At 43.1% G+C, this 22613-nt stretch carries 18 protein-coding genes; 9 read left to right on the forward strand and 9 right to left on the reverse strand.

Features of this window, described 5'->3' with window-relative positions; all coding sequences use genetic code 11:
* Positions 1-306: 306 nt before the first annotated feature.
* Positions 307-1650 carry a YadA C-terminal domain-containing protein gene (locus FFR00_RS07505; RefSeq protein ID WP_137672773.1) on the reverse strand — a complete coding sequence of 448 codons (1344 nt, stop codon included), beginning with the start codon at positions 1648-1650 and terminating at the stop codon, positions 307-309.
* A 309-nt stretch (positions 1651-1959) separates the two neighbouring features.
* Between FFR00_RS07505 and FFR00_RS07510 the strand changes: the two genes are divergently transcribed.
* Complete coding sequence (locus FFR00_RS07510; RefSeq protein ID WP_137672774.1) at positions 1960-2838, forward strand: LysR family transcriptional regulator; 879 nt, start codon at positions 1960-1962, stop codon at positions 2836-2838.
* A gap of 17 nt (positions 2839-2855) precedes the next feature.
* On the opposite strand, the gene FFR00_RS07515 is transcribed toward FFR00_RS07510, so the two are convergent.
* Complete coding sequence (locus FFR00_RS07515; protein WP_137672775.1) at positions 2856-3878, reverse strand: YcjF family protein; 1023 nt, start codon at positions 3876-3878, stop codon at positions 2856-2858.
* Positions 3875-5290, reverse strand: a complete 1416-nt coding sequence (locus FFR00_RS07520; RefSeq protein ID WP_137672776.1) for a YcjX family protein — start codon at positions 5288-5290, stop codon at positions 3875-3877. Before FFR00_RS07520 ends, FFR00_RS07515 begins: the two co-directional genes overlap by 4 nt.
* A gap of 353 nt (positions 5291-5643) precedes the next feature.
* On the opposite strand from FFR00_RS07520, the gene FFR00_RS07525 reads away from it, so the two are divergent.
* Together FFR00_RS07525 and FFR00_RS07530 are read left to right on the forward strand one after the other, a co-directional pair.
* Positions 5644-6876 carry a MalY/PatB family protein gene (locus FFR00_RS07525; protein ID WP_137672777.1) on the forward strand — a complete coding sequence of 411 codons (1233 nt, stop codon included), beginning with the start codon at positions 5644-5646 and terminating at the stop codon, positions 6874-6876.
* A 683-nt stretch (positions 6877-7559) separates the two neighbouring features.
* Positions 7560-9278 (forward strand): carbohydrate-binding module family 20 domain-containing protein, encoded by a 1719-nt coding sequence (locus tag FFR00_RS07530; protein WP_137672778.1) that lies wholly within the window; start codon positions 7560-7562, stop codon positions 9276-9278.
* A gap of 229 nt (positions 9279-9507) precedes the next feature.
* On the opposite strand, the gene FFR00_RS07535 is transcribed toward FFR00_RS07530, so the two are convergent.
* On the reverse strand, positions 9508-10668 hold the full coding sequence (locus FFR00_RS07535) for a 3-phenylpropionate MFS transporter (RefSeq protein WP_161985120.1): 1161 nt from the start codon (positions 10666-10668) through the stop codon (positions 9508-9510).
* 298 nt (positions 10669-10966) lie between these two features.
* On the opposite strand from FFR00_RS07535, the gene FFR00_RS07540 reads away from it, so the two are divergent.
* The 4 genes from FFR00_RS07540 (at position 10967) to FFR00_RS07555 (ending at position 15494) form a co-directional block, all read left to right on the forward strand.
* The gene (locus FFR00_RS07540) at positions 10967-13138 is read left to right on the forward strand and encodes a bifunctional 2',3'-cyclic-nucleotide 2'-phosphodiesterase/3'-nucleotidase (RefSeq protein WP_137672780.1); all 2172 of its coding nucleotides are present in this window, start codon (positions 10967-10969) and stop codon (positions 13136-13138) included.
* A gap of 242 nt (positions 13139-13380) precedes the next feature.
* Positions 13381-14001 (forward strand): ABC transporter substrate-binding protein, encoded by a 621-nt coding sequence (locus FFR00_RS07545; RefSeq protein ID WP_137672781.1) that lies wholly within the window; start codon positions 13381-13383, stop codon positions 13999-14001.
* A 160-nt stretch (positions 14002-14161) separates the two neighbouring features.
* The gene (locus tag FFR00_RS07550) at positions 14162-15034 is read left to right on the forward strand and encodes a methylated-DNA--[protein]-cysteine S-methyltransferase (protein WP_137672882.1); all 873 of its coding nucleotides are present in this window, start codon (positions 14162-14164) and stop codon (positions 15032-15034) included.
* The gene (locus tag FFR00_RS07555) at positions 15018-15494 is read left to right on the forward strand and encodes a GNAT family N-acetyltransferase (protein WP_137672782.1); all 477 of its coding nucleotides are present in this window, start codon (positions 15018-15020) and stop codon (positions 15492-15494) included. The genes FFR00_RS07550 and FFR00_RS07555 overlap by 17 nt, the downstream gene beginning before the upstream one ends.
* 68 nt (positions 15495-15562) lie before the next feature.
* Here FFR00_RS07555 and FFR00_RS07560 read toward each other — a convergent pair whose 3' ends face one another.
* From FFR00_RS07560 to FFR00_RS07575, 4 genes are all read right to left on the reverse strand, one after another.
* Entirely contained in the window at positions 15563-15769 is a 207-nt protein-coding gene (locus FFR00_RS07560; RefSeq protein WP_137672783.1) for a cold-shock protein, read from the reverse strand.
* A 256-nt stretch (positions 15770-16025) separates the two neighbouring features.
* The gene (locus FFR00_RS07565; RefSeq protein ID WP_235836176.1) at positions 16026-16682 is read right to left on the reverse strand and encodes a tRNA-uridine aminocarboxypropyltransferase; all 657 of its coding nucleotides are present in this window, start codon (positions 16680-16682) and stop codon (positions 16026-16028) included.
* Positions 16683-16787: 105 nt separating this feature from the next.
* On the reverse strand, positions 16788-17153 hold the full coding sequence (locus tag FFR00_RS07570; protein ID WP_137672785.1) for a hypothetical protein: 366 nt from the start codon (positions 17151-17153) through the stop codon (positions 16788-16790).
* Positions 17154-17330: 177 nt separating this feature from the next.
* The gene (locus FFR00_RS07575; RefSeq protein ID WP_137672786.1) at positions 17331-18941 is read right to left on the reverse strand and encodes a glycoside hydrolase family 43 protein; all 1611 of its coding nucleotides are present in this window, start codon (positions 18939-18941) and stop codon (positions 17331-17333) included.
* A 91-nt stretch (positions 18942-19032) separates the two neighbouring features.
* Here FFR00_RS07575 and FFR00_RS07580 point away from each other — a divergent pair, with 91 nt between their 5' ends.
* Positions 19033-19908, forward strand: a complete 876-nt coding sequence (locus tag FFR00_RS07580) for a helix-turn-helix transcriptional regulator (protein ID WP_137672787.1) — start codon at positions 19033-19035, stop codon at positions 19906-19908.
* Positions 19909-20033: 125 nt separating this feature from the next.
* Positions 20034-21473 carry a DUF2867 domain-containing protein gene (locus FFR00_RS07585; RefSeq protein ID WP_137672788.1) on the forward strand — a complete coding sequence of 480 codons (1440 nt, stop codon included), beginning with the start codon at positions 20034-20036 and terminating at the stop codon, positions 21471-21473.
* 58 nt (positions 21474-21531) lie between these two features.
* On the opposite strand, the gene FFR00_RS07590 is transcribed toward FFR00_RS07585, so the two are convergent.
* Positions 21532-22584 carry an aldo/keto reductase gene (locus FFR00_RS07590; RefSeq protein ID WP_137672789.1) on the reverse strand — a complete coding sequence of 351 codons (1053 nt, stop codon included), beginning with the start codon at positions 22582-22584 and terminating at the stop codon, positions 21532-21534.
* Positions 22585-22613 lie beyond the last annotated feature (29 nt).

Raw genomic sequence — 22613 nt, forward strand, 5'->3', positions numbered from 1 at the left:
CGAAAACTCCTTTTAATAGTTCAGCCCCAATATTATTGACGCTAATAGTGATACAAATTTACTTTGTGCTATTAAAAAGAAAGCTTATTGATTTTTTTGTTTTTAATGGTATGGGTTTATTTTTAGGCTTGCAAGAATTAGTTTCGACTAAAAGGCTGATTGAAGTCATTGAGGTAAATTAGCGGGTGTTTTTTAACACTGGATTAACAAAAAAGTCTTATAGATGAGATGTTTGCCTCTGCTTTTCTAGGTTTATCTCAAAAAGAATAAGAGTGAGCAGCCTGGATTAGCTGCTCACTTAGTGGTTTAGCGGAAGCTGTAAGTCACACCTGCGCCAGCCATGGTATCTGATTGGTTGCCACCTTTACTGGTTTGAGAGTGGCTTAATGAACCTCGTAACATCCATTGATCTTCACTGCCAAAACTGTAGCCCGCGCCTAGTGCGATCGCGTTTGAACCATTAAACGACGCAACACCTACACCTACGCCAGCACCACCATTAAACTGCATTTGACTCATGGCGCTACTCATTGCCACACCATTCGATAAACGGCCTTCCATCACATCAATTTTATTGTCTAAGCGATTTATATCTTGCTGAGTTTTAGCTTGTAAGTTTTCAATGCTTAAGCGGTTATCTTCAATAGAGTTTCTATTGGCGTTAATCGATGAGGCATTTTTGCTGATGTCGGTGGTCATTTTTCCCGCAGCGCTTTCTGCACTGCGATTCCAGTTAGACTGCTCTTTCTCTGCTTCAGCGTTCCACTTACGTTGCTTCTCAACTTCGGTATGAATTGAGTTTCGGTTGTTACCGATTTCGTCGCCAGCCCCTTTGCTTATCTCATCTAAGCGACTTTTGTTGTTTTCACCCAGTTTTTTATTATCTGAAATGTCTTTAGTGTTTTTATCAACGTTTTCGCCGATGCTTTTTTGCTTGTCTTCAATTTTGCCAATTTGCTTGTCTTGCTGGTTATTGCGGTCTTTCTCAGCGTTAATAGCATCTTTGTTTTTGTTTATTTCGCTGCTGTTTTTATCAACGTTTTCGCCAATGCTTTTTTGCTTGTCTTCAATTTTACCAATTTGCTTGTCTTGCTGGTTGTTGCGGTCTTTCTCGGCATCAATAGCATCTTTGTTTTTGTTGATACCGTTGCCGTTTTCTATTGAGCGCTGTTGGTTGTTATCTGCTTGGTCATTCCTACGATCAACTTCACCTTGGATTATCTTGGCGTTGGCATCGATCCCTTTCGCTAACGTATCTCTATCGTTATTTGCTCTATTGATGACACCACCTACAGTTACATCGTTTCCGGCTTCATCTTTTATGATTGTGTCGCGAGTAATCCCACTATTTTTGTCATTTACTAAGTGAGACAGGCCATCAGCCACTAGTGATGAATGAAGATTTTGAGCCTGTCCATCCTTAAACTTGGCGTAGAAACCACTTGCCGCGTCAATATCACCATCGGTAATGGTGCCATCAGCTACTCCTTTCACATACTCTGCGGCCATAGCTCGGCGCTCTGCCACTGGTTTTTCGTGGTCCATGTAACTGCGTAAGTTGTCTCGAACAGACTTGTCTGCAATGCCAGCGATAACCTGCGAAGATGCTGCTCCAACGCTCTCTTCTATGTCTTGAACGATACATCCCAAAAGTGGGTCGCAATTACCTGCCCAAGAAAATGAAGAGGCTAGTAAAGTTGAAAGTGCTAATGCAGTTAATGTTTTTTCATGGTTTTCTCTCTTAGTTATAAGGCCTCCTTGGCGGATTTATTGATAGTCATTTATCAAGTTTTTCTTAATGTTTTAAAAGTCAATTAACAAAGGACGTTTGGTGAATTTAATTGTTTGTCACTGCCCGTTTTTGTTTACAGGGGCTATTTTATTTATCTAAAAAAAATGCAACACTTTTATGAGAAGGGGATAACCCTGTTATGAGCGTTTAAGCGAAAAGGAGAGCCTATGAGTTTGTCTCTAGAGCAATTAGCGGCTTTTGTTGCCACAGCAAGATCGGGAAGTTTTAAACAAGCAGCGGAAGATTTGCAGAAACACTCGACAACTGTTGGTGAGCAGGTATCTAACCTGGAAATAGACCTTGGTTTGAACTTGTTCGACCGGCAAGTAAGAAAGCTTACATTGACGACAGAGGGTAAAACGCTGTTGGCGTATGCGGATGCAGTGCTAAACGAAACCAAGCATTTTCAAACAAAGGCTGAATCATTGCAGGCTAAGGAGCCTGATGTTTTCCGTTTGGCAGTAGATACGACCATTAGTAGTATTGATTTGGCTCGCTGCTATAAAACGGTTTCCGATACCTTTCCTGCTCTAGAATTTAATGTTAAAAATGGTGACCCGTTTCAAGTATTGGAATGGGTGAGAAAGGGCGAGGCTGAAGTAGGCGTGCTAACGTCTAACTTTATGTTTCATAAAGATATTACCCAAACACGTTTGTTCAATTTTGAAGTGGTGAATATTCTTGCTAGTGATTACCCAACTAGTGATGCATTGTTGCCCGACCAAGAGGTGAGGAACATTACTCAAATAGGTTTTGAATTTATTCGAGATGGCCAAGTGAGCAAACAACACTTAATTAGTAATCATATTTTCTACGCAAATAACGTTAATGAAATCATCAAAATGGTGATCAATGGTTTAGGTTGGGCAAGGGTACCGAGGTTTATCGCTGAACCCTTTATAGAGCAGGGCTTACTAAAAACATTTAAAATTGAGAGTAATCAACATAGTGAGTGGTTTGTAGAAGCGATTCGACGTACCAATTACTACGCCAATCCGGTGATTAAGTTGTTCTTAGAGGAAGCTAAAAAGCTCCCTCACCGATAAGTTTTTATATGTTAGCTTCAAGCACTCAGTTTTTGTTTTACTCTTTCAATCAAAATGCTCTTGAGTTGCTTGGTTTTAGGTTTGTTATTTAAAGTCCATGGTACTGGCCTGCATTGTTCCATGGTTTTGAAGCCTAGGCGTGCAGTAAGTAAACCTGCGCCAATACCTTGTGCGGCTTTACCCGAGAGCTTTGCAGTAAGCTCGGCACCTAACAGGTCACTGCCCACATCGGTGATCACCTCGCTTGCGGCGGCATAAATCATATTGGCAAACACCGATTTAATTAAGCGGATCCGGCTTAAGTAGCCCAGCTCAATGCCGTATATTTGAGCCACTGACTCAATCATTTTTATGTTACGCCAAAAAATGATAAGCATGTCTACCAAGGCTAAGGGGCTTATTGCCACTAGCACTGCGGCTTCGCCAGACCATTTACTTATGGCTTGTTTAGCACGGTTATCTAAAGGTGTTAGCACGGTGTCGCTGTACAAGCTGACTATTTCACTACTGCTATGGCTGTCGTTTAGCCAGTTTTTCCAGGTTAGGTATTCTTGGCTATCACTTAAGCCTTGTAGCTTAGCGAGGTTTTCACAATAGGTTCTGGCTTTGCTGCTGTCGCTAGTTGCTTGTTCTAGGTAATGTTCGCCAAGTTGATGCTCTTTTTGGAACTTTTTTAAACGGCGTAATTTAGCCAACTCTCTCACTGCAATGGTCAGTAATCCGCCCACAATACTGGCTAATACTACGCTATAAATGGCGGCGCGAGTGGGCGAGCTTTGCCATAGTTCAGCAAGGCTTAAGGCGAGTTCACCTATTGCAATAACGACGGCTGCGCCAAACCCATATTTTAACCAAGGGCTGGTTTTTTGTGGCGTGAGCTCTATATCTAAGGGCTCTAGGTCGGCAATCTCGGGATCTTGTTGCCAATCTGTATCATCGATGACTTGTTTGCTGGCTAGGGGCGCATCTTCCTGATTGAGGGGAGTGTTTGTATCTTGTTCTGCGTTAAGCACTTGGCGCTGTTTAATCGGCGGATTCATTTAAATTTATCTCCTAGCAAAAACTCAATGGCTTGGTCGATGCGAATATGGGGTAACGCTTGATAAGGGTTAGCTTGCGGCGGCTGAAACGGGCTAAATTCAAACCCTTGTTGCTGCCAAAATGTGTGTTTGGGCAAACTGGCCGGCACTTCTCCGGGAAACAAAGTGGTTAACTGCTGGCTATCGACATCATTTTGTAAAATGCCCTTAATAGCGTTAATGGTGTTGCCATTGAGTTGGGCTTTGCCTGTTTGGGTGGCTTTGATAGACGCCAGCGCCATAATCTCGGTATTAATGCCTTCAAATTTTACGTGGCGTTTTCCTTCGGCAACCACTTCGCCGAGTAGGTTCACCAAGTGTTGATGCTGCTCGGGGGTTACGTGATCTGCTTTGGTAGCGGCAAACAACAGTTTATCTATTTTGGGGGAAAATAAGCGCCTCAACACCCCTGATTGACCGTAGTTAAAGCTATGTAGAATTTGGTTTACTGCTAGCTGCATATCGCAAAAGCTATCGTGACCGCTGTTTAGTGGGCTAAGGCAATCTACCAATACGATTTGGCGGTCAAACTTTACAAAATGCTGTTGATAAAACTGTTTCACAACATGTTCTTTGTAGTATTCGAACCGCTTAATCAACAAGGCCAAATTGCTGTTTTTATTGGTTACTTTTGCATTAGCAAGTTCTGGTGAAATGGGGAAAAAGGCGAGTACGGGCGCACCGGCTAATTCTCCGGGCAATACAAAGCGGCCAGGTTGAATATGATGCATGCCTAGCTCGGCTTTGCATTGATGCAAATAATCTGTGTAGTGCTGGGCTATGTCTGCGAGTTGGCTTTCATCGGCATTATCGTTAAGCGCTAAGGCTTGAGCCATTGCTTGCCATTGCTCGGCTAATTGAGCTTTGCGTGAATCTTTGAGGCTTAAAGCAATATGCTCACACCACTGGGCGTAATTCATATTTAACAGCGGTAAATCTAATAACCATTCACCAGGATAATCGACAATATCAAGATTAAGCGTGGCGGTGTGGTTGAGTTTTCTCCATACCAACGATTGCGGCTTGTAGCGCAGTTTCAATCTAATTTCACTTACCCCATGAGTTGGCGAGGGCCAACGAGGAGGCTGGCTTTGTAGCGCATCCATTCCGCCTTGATAATCAAAACTGGCTAAATGTAAGTGAGGTTGTGGAGTACGTTTCGAACCCAAAAAACGGTGTTCACGCGCCAGTTGCCAGAGTGGCAATTGGTGGTTTTCGGCTCCCAATAATAGCTGGTTAACTAAAGAGGTGATGAAGGCCGTTTTGCCTGCGCCACTTAAACCTGTTACCGCTAGGCGCAACTGTTTATCCATGGTGAGTTTGGCTAAGTCATCAGCTTTAGTTTTGATGCTCGATAGTCGAGAAAGATTCATGAATGCAGCAACAACCTTTATTAGAGTGATTAATAGTCAATATCGGGGCGAAGTGAACAAGAATCAAGTTAGCAACAAACGGCACTGGCCTTGCTCAATAATGCCTAGGGGGTAAATGTATCAAATATTAACAAATGATTAGATTAAACTTTGTTCATGTTGTTTTGAGTCAATGGCTTTGTGTTGTGGGCTAAGGCCTTGCGCTGTTGGTTGTCTACAGATACTTGGTGGTATTTATTTCGAATTAATTGGAAATATATTTTGACATTGTGGTCTTGTAAATCTATATTTCTGGAATATTCGAAATAATGGTTGGTCACACACCGTATTAACGCCACTAAACGGAGAAACACATGTCTGTATTTAACGATTCATCAAACTATGGTGAAAACGGCTTTATTAAAAACAAAGCCGAGATGCTCAATAATTTTTACGGTACTAGCGATGTTTTTCCTTATTGGGTTGCTGACATGGATTTTCAGGTAGCAAAACCGATTAGCCAAGAGCTACAACGCTTAGTGGAACGTGGCGTTTATTCTTATGAATTTAACGAAAGTGCAGTATTTCGCGCATTGTCGGCTTGGTATCAAAAACGTCATAATTTACCCCTGAATGAAGCTAATTTTGCACAAGTGCCCGGAGTGTTGTCGGGTATCGCCCTATTGCTACGTCAATTTACGCAAGAGGGTGATGGAGTATTGATCCACACTCCGGCTTATCACCAATTTGCTAACTTAATCAATAAGGCGAATCGCAAGGTCGTGAAAAGTGAATTAGTAAGCGATGGTTCTCGCTATCAAATAGACTTTGAGGATTATGAGCGCCAAATTGAGCAACACAATGTTAAAGCTGTCATCTTCTGTAACCCACATAATCCAACTGGCAGAGTGTGGAACAAAGCTGAATTAGCCCAGTTAGTTGAGATTTCGCAGCGCCATAATGTTCTGCTAATTAGTGACGAAATCCATTCTGACATTATTTATTCTGGCCAAGGGTTTACCAGCTTAACGAGCTTTGATTATGCCAACGTTATTGCTTTGATTGGCTCGCCTGCTAAAACCTTTGGTATGCATAGCATTGCTAACGGGTATATTTATAGCAATAACTCAACGCTGCTGGCGAATGTTAAGCAACAGGTAGCAGCAATGTATCTTGATCATGGTAATGCCTTTAGTGCGTTTGCCACTGTTGCAGCCTTTGAAAAAGGCGAAACATGGTTAGATGAAATGCTGGTTTATTTAGAGCAAAGTGTTAGTTGGATCAGTGGTTTTATTGAACAATATATTCCCCAGATAAAAATGTACCAGCCTGAAGGGACCTACCAAATTTGGTTTGATTTTTCAGACCTTGGTTTACCGGAAGAGCAATTGAAAACCTTAGTGTTTAAACAAGCCAAAATGGGTTTGACCCCAGGAAGTTGGTTTGGTGCTGAAGGTGTTAACTTTATGCGAATGAACATTGCCACTTCTCGTGAAAACATCATCGAGTCTTTTGGATTACTCAAGAAAGCGCTTGAGGATGCTAAGCCAAACCAATGCAACCTAAAGGCTGCTGGTGAGGAAAAACCTAGTCAATCTTGTTGTTGATGACCCGCAGAGGTCTGTTTTATTGCAGGCTTTAGCGCTCAGACTCTATTGTTATTTCATTCCGTCTCAATGCTGGATTACCTGAACAACATAAGCCCTAGTTTGGCAGAAGTACGCAGTTTATGTCGCTTAAATGCGCACACTGCGTCGATCCCATTTGTATGGTGATTGCCGAATATAATACTAACAAAGGACGTTTTTAACGGGTTAGGTGCTTTTAAGGAGGCATGTTGTTTACTCAAACTAAACGTTACTCTGGTTTGTCCAGTGTCACAAATGTAAGCCAGAGATAAGCCTTATCACACTGTTGGTTCACACTTTAGAACATCCTTTTTTCCCTCCATTGACACCAATCCATGAGTTAGTAAATTACCTCGTGTTGATGTTTTGTTGATTTTTATCGGTTTCAGCAAAGCGTTCAACAACATTTGTAACATACGCTAGATTGACCTCAAGGACTGATGATTTGCGCAGGAACGGTGGGGATCTCCACAATACCGACAGTATGGTTTTATTGGTGTTCATGTGAGTGACTGACATGATTTTATAAACACCAAACTTCATCTGAGCTAGGTATTGATGCTCCTATTGTTCTGAAAGGTACATTTAAACTAAACGCGCATTCTACCAATCGGTCTTTGTGTTCATTCAATATAGTAATCAAGGGAAAGGATATACTAATAATGAAATGTAAAACCAAAGCGAATGCAATTAATACGTGCCTACTTGGCACCTCACTGGCTGTGTTTTCACAACTGGCTAGTGCAGATGTAATTTTACATGCATTTGATTGGCGATATTCAGACGTTGCCGCTAGAGCAGCAGAAATCGCAGAGATTGGCTATACCAATGTATTGGTGGCGCCACCATTAAAATCTGATAGCAGTAACTCACAGTGGTGGGCCCGTTATCAACCACAAGATTATCGCGTGATTGATAATAACCGTGGTAATAAAGAAGATTTTCAGAACATGATTAACGCATTGAATGCTCATGGGGTTAACACCTATGCAGATATTGTGATTAATCAAATGGCCAATGAGCGCGGTAATTCTACCTACTTCCCTGGCTCAGAAACGCTCAGCGAGTATTCAAATAACAGTGAATACTGGAATCGACAAAAACTGTTCGGTGATCTAAGCAATAACTTATTTACTCCCGGCGATTTTCACGATGGTTTCTGTATCACTAATTGGACCAATGTTTGGGAATCAATGAACGGCCGTATTTGTGGCGGTAATGGTGACCCCGGCTTACCAGATTTAGATCCAAGTAACTACGTGCGTGAGCAGCAACGCAACTATGTTCAAGCCATTAAAAACATGGGCGTAAGTGGCTTCCGTATTGACGCCGCCAAGCACATGACCACTTGGCACATAAACCAAGTGTTTAACGATACTATTAAACAAGATATGTACTTGTTCGGTGAGATTATTACTGGTGCCGGTGCAGGTAATGCTGATTACGATACCTTCTTAGAACCTTATTTACGTGAAACTTCACACAGTGCTTATGACTTCCCGCTACTAAAAACATTACGTGATGCATTTGACGTAAATGGTAGCTTAGAGGCATTAGCCAACCCTAAATCTTGGGGTGGAGCGATTGACGGCATCCGCGCCTTAACTTTCACCATCACCCACGATATTCCAAGTAATGACGGCTTCCGCTATCAAATTATGAGTGAAGGCAATGAACATCTTGCTTACGCTTATATTCTTGGGCGTCAGGAAGGTGTGCCAATGGTATTTAGTGATGCAACTGGAGTTGACGGTGGCCGCTGGGTTGATGACTACAAACAAGATAACTTGAAAGCTATGGTGAAATTCCACAATGGCGTTCAAGGGGCCGATGAAGAAGTATTGTATACCGATCAGTGTGCAATCGTTTTACGTCGTGGCCAGGCTGGCCTGCTAGGTATTAACAAGTGTGGTTATGATAAAGACATTAGCGTTAACGCGAGTAACTTAAATCACTCTAAAAACTATGTTGACGTATTCACCGGCTCAAGCTTCCAAGCAAGCGGTAGCAATTATACCGTTAATGTACCTGCTGGCTCAGCAAGAATGTGGTTAGCAGAAACTGGTGTGATTATTGACCCAACAGATAACGTTAATGTGAGCTTTACCTGTAACAACGGTAATACCAACATGGGGGATAGCGTTTATGCGGTAGGTAACAATAGTGCATTAGGTAACTGGCAAGCAGCTAATGCAGTGCAGCTAAGCCCTACGAGTTACCCAACTTGGACAGCTACTATTAAGCTTCCTAAATCAACAGACATTGAATGGAAATGTATTATTCGTAACGAAAGCGATCCTAGCAATGTGATTCAGTGGCAATCGGGTGGTAATAACTCTGTTAATACTGGAACAGGTGCATCAACAACCGGGAGTTTTTAATCTCCTCGATGCTCGTTAGCGAAAATGTAGAAACTTAAGCGAGACACGCTAGCTAATAGGCTGGTATACCGAGCTATTACGTTTACATTATCGCGCTAACATTGATTTAAAGATAACAAAATCCGAGTGTGCTTAGTGGCACTCGGATTTTTTTATAGGCGTGTATCTAGGAGTCAGCGCTTTGTTGGCGCAGTAGAGTTTGTGTTATCAATAGGGGCGTCGACTAGCCTTAACGGTTAACATTGGCCGAACGTGCGTTTAGCAATAACAGCGGTATTGCTAAGGCAGATAAACCACCCATTATTAGGAATACACCAGAGCCCATTGGTTCGTATAAAGCACTGCTCAAAAAGGTGAGTAGCGCAGTCCCCATGTTTAAGGCGATGGCTGAGTACAACGCTTGTAGTGGAATAGCCTGAGAGCTTGGCGCTTCTGAGGCTATGTACTTAATAGCCGCCAATTGGGTTAGTGCAAAAGTAAGGGCGTGCATGCCTTGCGACAACATCATTAATGGCAGTATTTCGGTACTACCAAATATTCCCCAACGTAATACGCCACCTATAGCAGCAAGCAAAAACATTTTGTTGGCATTCCAATGCTTAAACCATTTACTGCCAAAAATAAGAATGCTCATTTCGAATACCACGCCAATCGACCATAAATAACCAATGGTCGATTCTGCATATCCAATACTTTTCCAATACAGTGTGCTGTAGGCGTAGTAAGCGGCATGTGAGCCTTGGATTAAAGCGGTGACAGTAATAAACAGCAGAGTGTTTTTTTGTTTTAGTACCGCCCATAAACGGTGGTTAGCGGGTTCGTTTTCACTGGTTTCATCCACCAAAGGTGAAGCTGGGGTGAGTAAACTAAGGCCCCACATTAATACTAGCGAGCCGATGGTGGCATACAAAATGAGCGAGTGAGAATAATAGGTGAGCCCAATACCCAGCAGCGTTGATGAAACAATAAAGGCGATAGAGCCAAATACTCTAACTCGACCGTAATCTAAGCGCAGTTGGCTAACCCATTTGGTGGCAACAGCATCACCTAAGGGAATGAGTGTGGCAATAAAAAAGTTTGCCGCTAGGGTGAGCACAGTTAGCCAGAAATACCCCTCTAACCAACACAAACCTGATACCACTAGAATGCTGGCGAAACTCACCCAGCGGATCCCTGGGAGCAAGTGTTTAGCCGATTTTATTCGTGGCATAAGTAACATATTGCCCATGAATCGGGCCAGCATACTAAAGCCTAATAACAAACCAATTTGGCTAGGGTCTAAGCCTTCACTTTCTAACCATAAGGCCCAAAAAGGTAGAAATACTCCCCAGGCAAAGAATAATCCTGAAAAATACAAACTTATCCAACTGGCTGCTTTGGGTTTAATCACTTTGCCGAACCTTATACTGCTTAGTGGCCGCATTATAGCCTTTATCTCCAAATAACATAGCGGATATTAAGCGAGATTTAGTCGCTAGTTTGCATCACCGTATTGATATTGATTTGATGGTTTTGTGTGGTCGGTTCTATGTTGGGTACGCAACTAGGCTTTCTAGTCGCTATAGCTGGTGATGCGATTAATCTAAAACTTATATTTCAAAAATACTTTATTTATCAATTAATAAAACTGAAATGAGCTCTACATAAGGTGTAGTCGTTTTTTACACTACCTTAACTTAGAGATTGAAATGGATAATCATTTTCCGCTAAAAAAGATGTTGATTGCTTCGGCCATTGCCGTGAGTTTAAGTGCTTGTTGGGATAACTCTAGCAACAATTCTTACAACGAATTGTCGATGGAGCTTCGTTTAATGGAAACAACCGACCTTCACTCAAATATGAAACCTTACAACTACTTCGCCTCCCCAAAAGACGATGCCTTAGGTCCTCAAGACTATGGTTTGGCTCGCACTGCCGTGTTGATTAAAGAGGCGCGAGAAGAAGCCCAAAACAGTATGTTGTTTGATAACGGCGACCTAATTCAAGGTAGTCCGATGGGAGATTATGTCGCTAATTTAGGTACCTCATACTTAGAGAGAAATATTCATCCAGTGTACAAAGCGATGAATTACTTAGCTTACGATGTAGGGAACATTGGTAACCATGAGTTTAACTACGGTTTAGATTATTTAGCTGCGGCTATCTCGGGAGCTAACTTCCCGTATATTAATGCCAATGTTTATCAGTTTGAAGGGAAGCAAACAACTAACAATGTGACGATTAATGAAGAGACCTGTGCGGTGGATATTGATAAGCACTTTGCTGGTAACTACGCTGCCTTCTTTGAGCAATTTGAACCTTACTTTACTCCCTATGAGATTCTAGAGCGTAACTTTACCGCTACCAATGGCACTACTCATTCGGTAAAAGTAGGGGTTATTGGTTTTACGCCACCTAATATTCTGAACTGGGATAAACGGTACTTGGAATGTAAGGTGATGCTGGCAGACATTAAAATGACTGCTGAGCATTATGTTCCCAAAATGAAAGCGGAGGGGGCCGATATTATTGTGGCGATTCCTCATTCTGGTTTGTCGGGTGGCGATCGTGATGGCGAGTTTATGGACAATGCTTCTTGGCAGTTAGCTCAAATTGATGGCATTGATGCTTTAATGTTTGGCCATGACCACAACAACTTCCCAACCGATAGTAATACTTATGACGGGATGGAAGGTGTAGATGCACCCAACGGCAAAATATTTGGTAAGCCAGCGGTTATGCCGGGATTTTGGGGGAATCATTTAGGTGTGATTGATTTAACCCTAAGAAGCTCCAATGGAGGGGAAACATGGTCGGTTAAATCGAGTAGCGCTAGTTTGCGGGCACTTAAGGATGACCCCAACCTGCAAGATGAAATGATTAACTACTTAGTCAGTTCAGATCACGATGGCACTTTAGATTTTATGGCTGAAGAAATTGGTAACATTGACGAGCCAATAAACAGTTATTTTTCAGCCGTTGAATCAGACATATCAGTGCAAATTGTAAACGAAGCGCAGTATTCACAAGGCTTGGCGTGGCAAGAGGATGGCCTGTTAGACGCAAGTATTACTATGCTATCGGTTTCCGCTCCCTTCAAAGGTGGTCGTGGTGGTAGAGAGGATTACACCAATATTGACAGTGATGCGCTAACTCGAGCCAGTGTTGCTGACTTATATGTGTTTGATAACAATACACCAGCGGTGCTTGAACTGACGGTGGCAGATCTTATTGAGTGGATGGAAGTAATTGTTGCTCAGCAATATCAAACCGTAGCAGAAGACGGCGATAGGTTATTGCACCAGCAATTTCGCAGTTATAACTTCGATGTGTTTTTCGGTGGCTTTGATACCGATGGAGAAAGCTTGTTAACTTACGACATCGATGTAAGCCAAGCTCCTCGCTATCAAGTAAACGAATTAGGTGAGTTGGTATACGATGAAAATGGCGAGTTAATTCAAGTCAATAGCCGCCGTATTGGCAATGTTCAATATGCAGGAGAAGATTTAGAAAACCAACTAACCAAAAAGCTGTACGTGGTGACCAACAACTACCGAGCTTCGCAAAGCTGGATGCCGGGCGTTGCTAACGCCACCGTCGCTCATGAAGATGAAGTAGAGTCTAACCGCGATTTAGTTAGTCACTACTTGAATGCTAAATCGAACGATTTAAATGACCCTAGTGATATTTTGGAGTTTCCAAATGCTCACAACTTCAATTTAGTTGGCCCTGTTGGCCTTAGTGTTGAGTTTCTATCATCACAGTTGGAAGCTGCAGAAGGTTTTGCTAACCAGTATTTGCCGCGGGTAACACCCACGCAAGAGTTTGATGATGTAGCTGATAACGAGGGTTTTAGAGTGTTTACCTATACCTTTGATTAAGTGTATGTAATGACTTAAAGGTTTAGCCCCAAGTAAAATAGCAAAGGCGCACAGAAGTGCGCCTTTTTTGTAAGAAAATTGCCAAAGGCTAGTCTAGTATTATTGTAGAACCTGCTGTTTTTATCATTAAGTAAAGCAATAAAGGGAGCGGCTGCATTCGCAAATTTACTTTTCTCTTAAGCCTATTATTTTGTTCTTCTGTTTTAGCTGAAGGGCCTTATAGGTATGCGGCTATAGAGCATTTGTTTGAACAAAAAGTGGGTATTATGGTACTTGATGCTGTTTACAAGAAGCTTGGGCTGAGCATTGATGTTAACTCCTTACCAGCCAAGCGAGCTCAATCAGAGGCAAGTAATGGTTTGCTGGATGGTGAAGTCATGAGGATATGGAGTTATGGAGAACGAAATAGCCAATTAATAAGGGTGCCTACACCTTATTACTCATTAAATACCACTGCGTTTTATCTAACCGAGCGGGATTTGGCGGTGTCTACCTTGTCAGACTTAGCGCAATACAAATTGGTGATAGTAAGAGGGGTTAAACATACTGCCGATGTAACCGCCAGTTTTAGTGAGGTTGAGAAACTCAGCAATACCGACAAGTTACTAGAGTTTGTGAGTCGTGGAAGAGCTGACGTTGCGCTCACCAATAACATGGACGGATTAATTGCTCTAGAGCGGTTAAAGCTAAACGAGCAAATTACCTCTTCTGCGCCACTGGCTGTATTTCCTCTTTATCATTACATTCACCGCCGAGAGTTTCATCTGGTTAAGAAGGTCGATAAGGTCATTCAAGATATGCTTAAATCTGGCGAGTTAGCCCAAGTGATTGAACAGGCTGAACAGAGGGTGTTGAGCCAATAACCTTAAAGACAGTTCCTTTAGCTCAATGAAGTGTCCCACAGTAGCTGTAAACCCAACAATATAGACATGAAATAAAGACGATGTTGGCTTAAGCAAATATCGGGTCGAGTCAGTGATCTATTTCGGGTAGAGTGGCGCTTAAACTATAGGAGGATAAGTGATGGAGCAATACTCACTGCAATCACACCGAGAGTATCAGCAAATTAGCCAAGCTATGGCCTATTTGCTTGAACATCAACAGCAACAGCCTGAACTTGCCGAACTATCTGCAACACTTGGTTTTAGTGAGTCACATATGCAGCGTTTGTTTAGTCGTTGGGTGGGGGTTTCTCCTAAACGCTTCTTACAATATCTTACCTTGCAGCGAGCGCAGCAACAGTTGGCTGAGTCTAACTCGGTGTTAGAGTTAGCTTACGATTTGGGCTTGTCTAGTGCTGGGCGTTTATACGACTTGTTTGTGAATATTGCCGCAGTGACTCCCGGTGAAGCAAAGAGCTTAGGTGCAGGCATTCAAATATTTTATGGTTGGGGGCTGACCCCTTTTGGCTGGGCGTTTGTTGCCAGCACAACAAGAGGCATTTGTCAGTTAAGTTTCTGTGAAACAGAACATGATTCAGCTCCCTTAGAAGAGTTGAATAAAGCCTGGCCCAAGGCGCAGTGTTGTTTAGATGAGACGCTTAGTCAGCAACTATTATCTCAAGTGTTTGACGGTGGAAATAGTCAACAACCCTTGTCGTTATGGCTAAAGGGAACAAACTTTCAGTTACAAGTGTGGCAAGCCCTACTTAAGCTACCTTTTGGCAGTTTGTGTTCTTACCAATTTTTGGCTGAACAGGTGAGTTCTAGTAATGCGACACGTGCAGTCGCGAGTGCGGTGGCGAAAAATCCGATTGCTTTTATTATTCCCTGCCATAGAGTGATTCGCAGTAGTGGAGCCTTAGGAGGTTATCGCTGGGGCTTAGAACGTAAGCAACTAATGATGGGCCGAGAAGCTGCGTTTAGTGAGAGAGCATTGAATGACCGAGCGAGTTAAATTACAAACTATTAGTAGTGAGTTGTTACCCGAATTATTGGCATTGCAAGTAGGTGAGGCACAACAACATTTTGTTAAGCCGATTGCGCGGGTTTTAGATGAATTAAGCGTCCAGCAAACGGCACATTTAATCTTAGCTAACAAGCAGGTAGTGGGCTTTTTTGTTATTGATACCCAATACCCTTATCAGGCTGAGTTACCCTTACAGCAAAGTGTTTTATTACGTTCATTTTTTGTGGCTAGTCAGTTTCAAGGCGAAGGTTATGGCTATGCAGCAGGCGCGCAATTAAGAGCTTATGTAGCGGACCTAAATCCGTCTTTTCAACATTTGTCGCTTACCGTAAATTGTCGAAATAATGGGGCGCAAGCCTTGTATAAAAAGTGTGGTTTTGTAGACAGTGAAAAGTTGTATAACGGCGGGCCAGCAGGGCCACAACATCTTTATTTTTTGGATTTATAATAAGGATGAGATAGAAGGAAAATAGGAAGCATAACCTAATCCCAGGTTATGCTTCTTCTTGAAGTTAATTAGGCAACTTCAACATTGGCGGCTTGTGGGCCTTTTTGACCGTCTTCAACGTCAAATGCTACTTTCTGGCCTTCTTCAAGTGATTTAAATCCATCCCCCAAAATTGCACGGAAGTGAACAAACACATCAGCGCCTGACTCTTGAGAAATAAAACCAAAACCTTTCTTTTCGTTAAACCACTTAACGGTACCAGTGCTCTTAGACATTGTGTCTCCTGAAACAATTGAAATATTACTCTATTTTTTTAGTTTGCTTGGGTTTCGCAGCACTTAGTAATTTGTACAAATTATGTGCTGTCTCTTCAAGCGCAATCATCATAACAACAACTTATGGGGTAGGCATAGTGACAAAAGCAAGCAAAACAACTTTTGCTTGATAACGTTTTCAATCACGTGATGCATCTCACGAAAGTGGTAGATGAAAAGGCCTGTAAATTGAGTAAAAACTGGTGGATTTGGCTACTTAATGGTGTCGTCCAGCAAGGGTTTGTTGAGTAAAAGCATTAAAGCGCTGTTCTAAAAGTTTAGCGTTGCTTTCTTCGCCACTCATTGCCAATAATTGAGCCGCTACTTCGGCGGTGGCCCATTGGCCTTTTATTGGTCGAGATCGCAAGCCGTAACGGGATGCATGTTCAGGTTGAATTGAAATAACTGGAAATTGATCAAGCCAGGGGCTCTGATGAAACATTTTGCGTGCTTCGCGCCAACTGCCATCAAGCATTATAAAGAGTGGTTTTCGTTTTGGCTCCAGCTCTACTTGGTAATGCACTCGCTCAGGCTGGCTAAAGCTTGCAGGGAATACCACATAGGGTTGCCAATGTGCCTGTTGGCACAACGCAAGTAGACCTTGGCAAGGCTCTTTGCGTTGCCAAATAAAGGCGTGGGTATCTGGAATCAAATCGGCAATAAATCGGCCAGTGTTGCTTGGGCGTAGCACTTCCATGTTGTGCATTAACAAAGCAAAACCACATTCACTATTTTGCAAAATAGCTTGCTCACAAAAGCAGTTTTGCTGAGGCATTTGGCAGCTGGCGCAGCGCACTCGGCGAGCCCCTCGGCCTTTAAACTCGGTGGTGGCGGCAGCTTTACGTTGAGCATAGAGTGTTAGGAAACGATTCACTAAAAAATTCAGATGGCAGTTAAAAGGTGGCTAAGTATACCCGAGCAAGTGGGCTATCTCTATCCTGACGAAAACAGAATAACGTAGAGCGTTTGTTCGAGAGGTTTAGCGAAACAGATACTGCCTTGGGTAACCAAAATAGCGGCGAATTCGGTAATGCTGAAATAACATGGCGCTAGCAAAATGTAGCAGTGCGACTACGCCTAAAATAGCAGCCATTCGCAGCCAAGGTTGGTCGTATGCGCTGCGAATTACGTAAATCTCTGCCAAGGTATTAATCCATTCTGCAGTGAGCAATAACATGGCGCATTGGTTTAAACGTAAACAAATGGGGTGTCGAATTAACACGCTGAAGAAGCCCATTACACAAAGGATTACGTAGATTTGTTGTTGGGCATAGTAGAAATGAGCAGCACTAAGCAAAAAACATATGCAGCAGGGGGCCAAAAATAAACGAATGGAAGATTGCATAACAAACTGCTCAGTGGTTAAAAATGATGCAGCGAGTGTGTCAATGTATAGCTAGTGAGATAATGATTTAAATCAACTTAAAGATTTTTAGTTGCATTGAATGAAAAAAGTAAGAGTTAGATCGCACTACCTAAGATCTCTTAAGTAGTGCGTTAAGCTAATGATTTATAAACTTAATTAATCTAAGGTCTTGTATTCAAAGTAATCAAAATCTGCTGCGATATGCTTGCCTGTTAAGTCACAAGCAAACAAACCAAGCAGAGTACCGGTGAAGCGGAACACGTCTTTACTGCCTTCGTCAGATAGGTCGGTGGCATTAAGTGGCTCACCAATGTTTAGCCATGTTGTGCCATCTAGAGAGTAACTAAACTGATACCAATGGGTGTTGAGTTCCAATCGCATGTAAACACGCTCACAGTTACCAATAACGATTTCATCGGTGTACTCAAGGTACTTGTCATCAATATCACCAACAAGTTGAATTGTTTGTTCACCTTGGTCATTAGCGGAGGTTTTTAGGAAGTAGTGGCCGCCACGTGAGTAATAGGCTACTAAGCCGGCCATTTGCCTTGGCGAACTTGGCGCAAACTCTACTGCGGTCTCGCTCACACAGTTAAATGCAGTTAGGCGCTGTGCTAGCAGGCTTTGATTGTAGCGGGAGTATAAGTAGTCGCGACCGACTAAACGCGCATAACCTGGACGTTTGCTTAATGATATCCATGATTCTTCAAACGGGTCTTTAAGTGACTGGTACTTAGGTGCCAATTGGGTTTGGTCAAAATCATCACGGCTTGCTTCCACCGGCCAAGGGTGTGCGGCTAGTTTAGGCGCTTGAATCTCTACGCGTGGTGTTGTGCCACCTACAACGTAAGGCCATCCGTCGCGCCATTCTACATTTTGCAAGGCGGTTTCGCGGCCAAGAGTACAGCGCCCTTGCCCATAGTCCATAGAATAGCTTGGGTTTTCTGGGTCGTTAATTGGGCGACCGCATAGGTGAGATAAGTACCACTCACCATTTTGAGTTTCTACTAAAAATCCGTGGCCTGCGCGCTGAAGTTCTGCTTCATCTTGATGACGAGAGGTAAGAATAGGGTTTTGTGGGTGAATATCGTAAGGGCCCCAAACGCTCTTAGAGCGACATACCGTGACGGCATGATCATAAGATGTACCGCCTTCGGCTGTAATGAGGTAATACCACCGCTCTTTTTTAAGTATTTGGGGACCTTCAGTACAGCCTAACTTAGTGCCGCCGAAAACTATCTTTTCTTCGCCGACCAACTCACCTTTATCAGCATCAAATTCCTGAAGAATAATCCCACCAAAGTAGTCGGTCTTTTTACGCCCGTCCCACACCATGTTTACCATGTACTTTTTGCCGTCGTCATCGTGAAACAACGAAGGGTCAAAACCGTAGTCTCCAATAGAGACGGGTTTGCTCCAAGGGCCTTCAATATTTTCTGCACTGACTACATAAGCGGGAGTAGACATCCAAGTGCCGCCACGGCAAGAGCGAACATTGGCGAAGCAGCACCAAAATTTTCCGTCAGCGTAACTTAAGGCTGGGGCGTAAACTCCTTCAGAATTATCCATGCCACGCATGTCTAAATGCTCTACGGTATTAAGCACGTGGCCAACTATTTGCCAGTTAACCAAGTCTTTTGAATGGTGAATCATAATGCCGGGAAACCATTCAAAGGTAGAGGTAGCAATATAATAATCATCACCCACACGGATGATGGAAGGGTCTGGTCGAAAACCAGTAAGGATAGGGTTAGTTATCGTTGCCATAATTACTCCTGAAGTCTGTATTGTTAATTTATTGCTTTAAGATGGGGTAATATGTAAGGTTTGAGCTTGTTTATATGAAATTATTGCTACTATGCCTGCGCACGCTCTCAGTTTTGAAAACATTCACCTGCCACAAGGCAAACCTTATTACTTAAGGCGCTTTCATATTGTGGATGAACCGAAGATGGCTATTCCTACCCATTTTCATATGTTGGGCGAGATCATGCTCTTCAAAAAAATTGCTGGGCAAGTGGAGATAGATGGTCAAGCCATTGAACTAGGCCGTAACGTTTTGGTGTTTATTCCTTCTTTAGGTATGCATGCAATAGACATGGACGGGGACGACCGTGAATTTAGTTTATTGCAGTTTGAACGCTACTTGTTAAGTGAGCTAAACCTACTGGAGTTCACCAGCCAACTAGAACGCCCCTTGGTGGTCCAGCTCGATGAGCAACAAGCGGGCTTTTTGCATAGCCAGTTTGAGTGGTTAGAAAATGTCGATGCCAAGAGTGAAGATAGAAACTTAGCTTATAGTTTGCTGCATACTATTTTTTTGTTTCTTGCTCAGCAGCATAAGGGATGTTTGTTTAACGCCGAGCAATCACTGGTAGCGGCGAGGGAAAACAAAGGTCTCTCTAAGTTAATTCCCTTGTTACACCACCTCGAAAATCAGCAAACCCTTAACTTGAATTTGCAGCAGGCCGCCGATATATGCGGGATGTCTAAGTATCACTTTTCTCGCTTATTTAAATCCTTGTTTGACCAAAACTACAAAGATTATATTCTTAAACGCAAAATCAATACTGCCGTAGCGATGCTTAGTGAAAGCCGCCAAAGCATCACTCAAATTGCTTATGCCTGCGAATTTTCTGATAGCGCCTATTTTTGTGCCAAATTTAAACAGGTAATGGGAATGTCACCTGGCAAGTTTAGACAATCAACCCAAACGGTTCTGTCATTCAATTAGGCTTTTAGTCATTACCTTTAAATCCTATTTTATTTAGATAGTTATTTGAGTTACTGAGCTCCTTACTGTGAAAATCAACTACGCTAGTAATGAGTTTAAGTTAATGAGAATTGGAGTTAAAAACGATGCGGATTTTGGTGATTGGCGCCTTTGGCACTATTGGCAGAAAGTTAGTTCCTGCATTAGTAGAGGCGGGTCATCAAGTCAGTGTATCTTCTCGTGACCCTCATAAAGCGGCTCCGTGGCAAGAGCTTGATTGTCCTCGCTTTACTTTAGATTTACTTGAGCCAGATAGTCTGCCAGATGCCTTAGCCAAGGTAGAATTAGTTTACTACTTAATGCATGGCATGAGCGACGGGCAAGCGCATAGTGAGCTTGAGGCCATTGCGGCTAACAACTTAGCAAATGCCGCCAGTAAAGCCGACATTACACGAATTATCTATATGGGCAGCTTGGTATCGGCTAAACCAAAATCTGAGCACATGTTAGCGCGAGTGGCCACTGGCCAAGCGCTAGCCTCTAGCGGAGTGGCTGTTACCGAGTTGCGTGCAGGAATTATTATCTCTCCTGGATCTGCCGCTTTTGAGGTAATGCGAGACTTAGTTGGTCATATGCCGTTGGCTTTTGTGCCCAAAGCGATTGAAACCAAGGCACCACCTATCGCCTTAGAAAACGTGCTTTATTATTTGGTTAAATTAGCTGAGATGCCAGAAACCGCAGGCATGGTACTGGACGCTGCTGGCCCAGAGTGGTTGAGCTATCGCGAGTTGATGCTAAAAATTGCTAACCATTTGAATAAAGAAATAAAGATTATGGTGTTACTGGGTTTACCTATTCAGTTGGCCTGCATGGTACTTGGGGTAATAACCTCGGTACCACAAAGTTTAGCTAAGGCCTTAATTGCAGGTTTAGCTGAGCAACTGCAAGCAAACCCAGAGCCCTTGCGTGAGTTAATTCCACAACCGCTGATTAGTTTGGATCAGGCCATCGAGCAATTGCTAAATGAAGAGCAAGTACACACTTACCCTAAGCGTTGGCAAGATGGGGTTCCTACTTTTCGTAACTTTTCATCTTTACACGGCTTTTATGCCAAGGCCGCAAAGAAAGTGGTTACCGTGAAAGCAAGTCCGCAAGCCCTATGGCAAGTGATTAACTTGCTAGGGGGCAAGCACCGCTATTTTTACTTAAACAGTCTATGGGCAATGCGTGAGTGGATGGATTTTGTTGTGGGCGGTAAAGGTCGAGAACATGGCCGAACCGATTATCGGCAGCTAAAAGTGGGTGATAGAGTCGATTCATGGACGATTTTAAGCGCGGAAGAAAACGACTGTTTAGTGATGCGCTTTGGCATGAAAGCACCAGGCGGGGGCGGCATGCAATTAAGTATTGAAGCCTTGGATGCCGATACCTGTCAATTAGAGGTGGCGTTGTATTGGCACCCTGCAGGCTTTTGGGGCTTGGTCTATTGGTATTTTTTTGCTCCTTGGCACAGTTGGTTATTGTATGGAATGACCAAACAAATGGGTAAGTTGGCTGAGGATATTGAACAAAGGCAGTCTGCCTAATAAAAAGCCACCTATTAAGGTGACTTTTTTGTTGTGACGTTTTGTTGGGCGAGGGCGACTAATAAGGTGCTGGGTAGCGTTTAAATACGTCTGCTATGTCGGATAACGCTCGCTCACTTAATGGTTGTGAAAATGCATCAATATCTTCTTTTAGCTGGGCTACGCTGGTGGCGCCAATAATGGTAGAAGTCACACCATTGACTTGGTCACACCAAGCTAGCGCTAATTGCGCAGGAGTATAATCATACTCTGCAGCAATTTTTGCGTAATCAGCTACCGCTTTGTGGGCTAACTCCGTATTGCGGAAAATGCCATTGCGCTGCATTAAGGTCCAACGACTGCCAGCAGGGCGTGCACCATTGGCGTATTTACCACTTAACATACCGCTGGCCAATGGTGACCAAGGCAAATAGGCAACATTTTCTTGCACGCAATTTTCAATTAAGTAAGCCCAGTCTTTAGCGTGTAGCAAACTAAACTCATTTTGAATCGATACCATACGTGGCAAGTTATGTTGCTCACTCAGCCTCAAATAGGTGTTAATGCCCCACGGTGTATCGTCGGACAAACCACAATGGCGAATCTTTCCCGCTTCAACACAGCGCTGTAAGCCTTGAAGTATGTCTAGCATCTGCGCTTGATGATCTGTTGCATCTAGCTCAGTAGGAGTAATTTGATTGGGCCAATGTTTACCAAAGTGCGGGGTAGAGCGGTTAGGCCAATGTAGTTGGTATAAATCGATATAGTCGGTTTGTAAGCGTTGTAGCGAAGCATCAACCGCTGCAACGACAGCATCACCGGTAATGGGCCCGCCATTACGCACCCATGGTAATCCCGCACCGGCAATTTTGGTGGCTATCACCACATCTTTGCGCTGCTGCTTATTGGCTGCTACCCAGTTACCAATGATGCTTTCGGTTTTGCCATAGGTTTCAGCGGAAGGTGGCACTGCGTACATCTCAGCTGTATCAATAAAGTTTACGCCCTGGCTAAGGGCATAGTCGATTTGCTGGTTCGCATCGCTTTGGTTGTTTTGTAAGCCCCAAGTCATGCTGCCTAAGCAAACTCGTGATACCGATAAATTACTGCTTCCAAGTGTAGAAAAATTCATGTCGATTCCATTAAACAACGTTAGCGAAA

Source organism: Agarivorans sp. Toyoura001 (assembly GCF_005405585.1).
Classification (GTDB): domain Bacteria; phylum Pseudomonadota; class Gammaproteobacteria; order Enterobacterales; family Celerinatantimonadaceae; genus Agarivorans.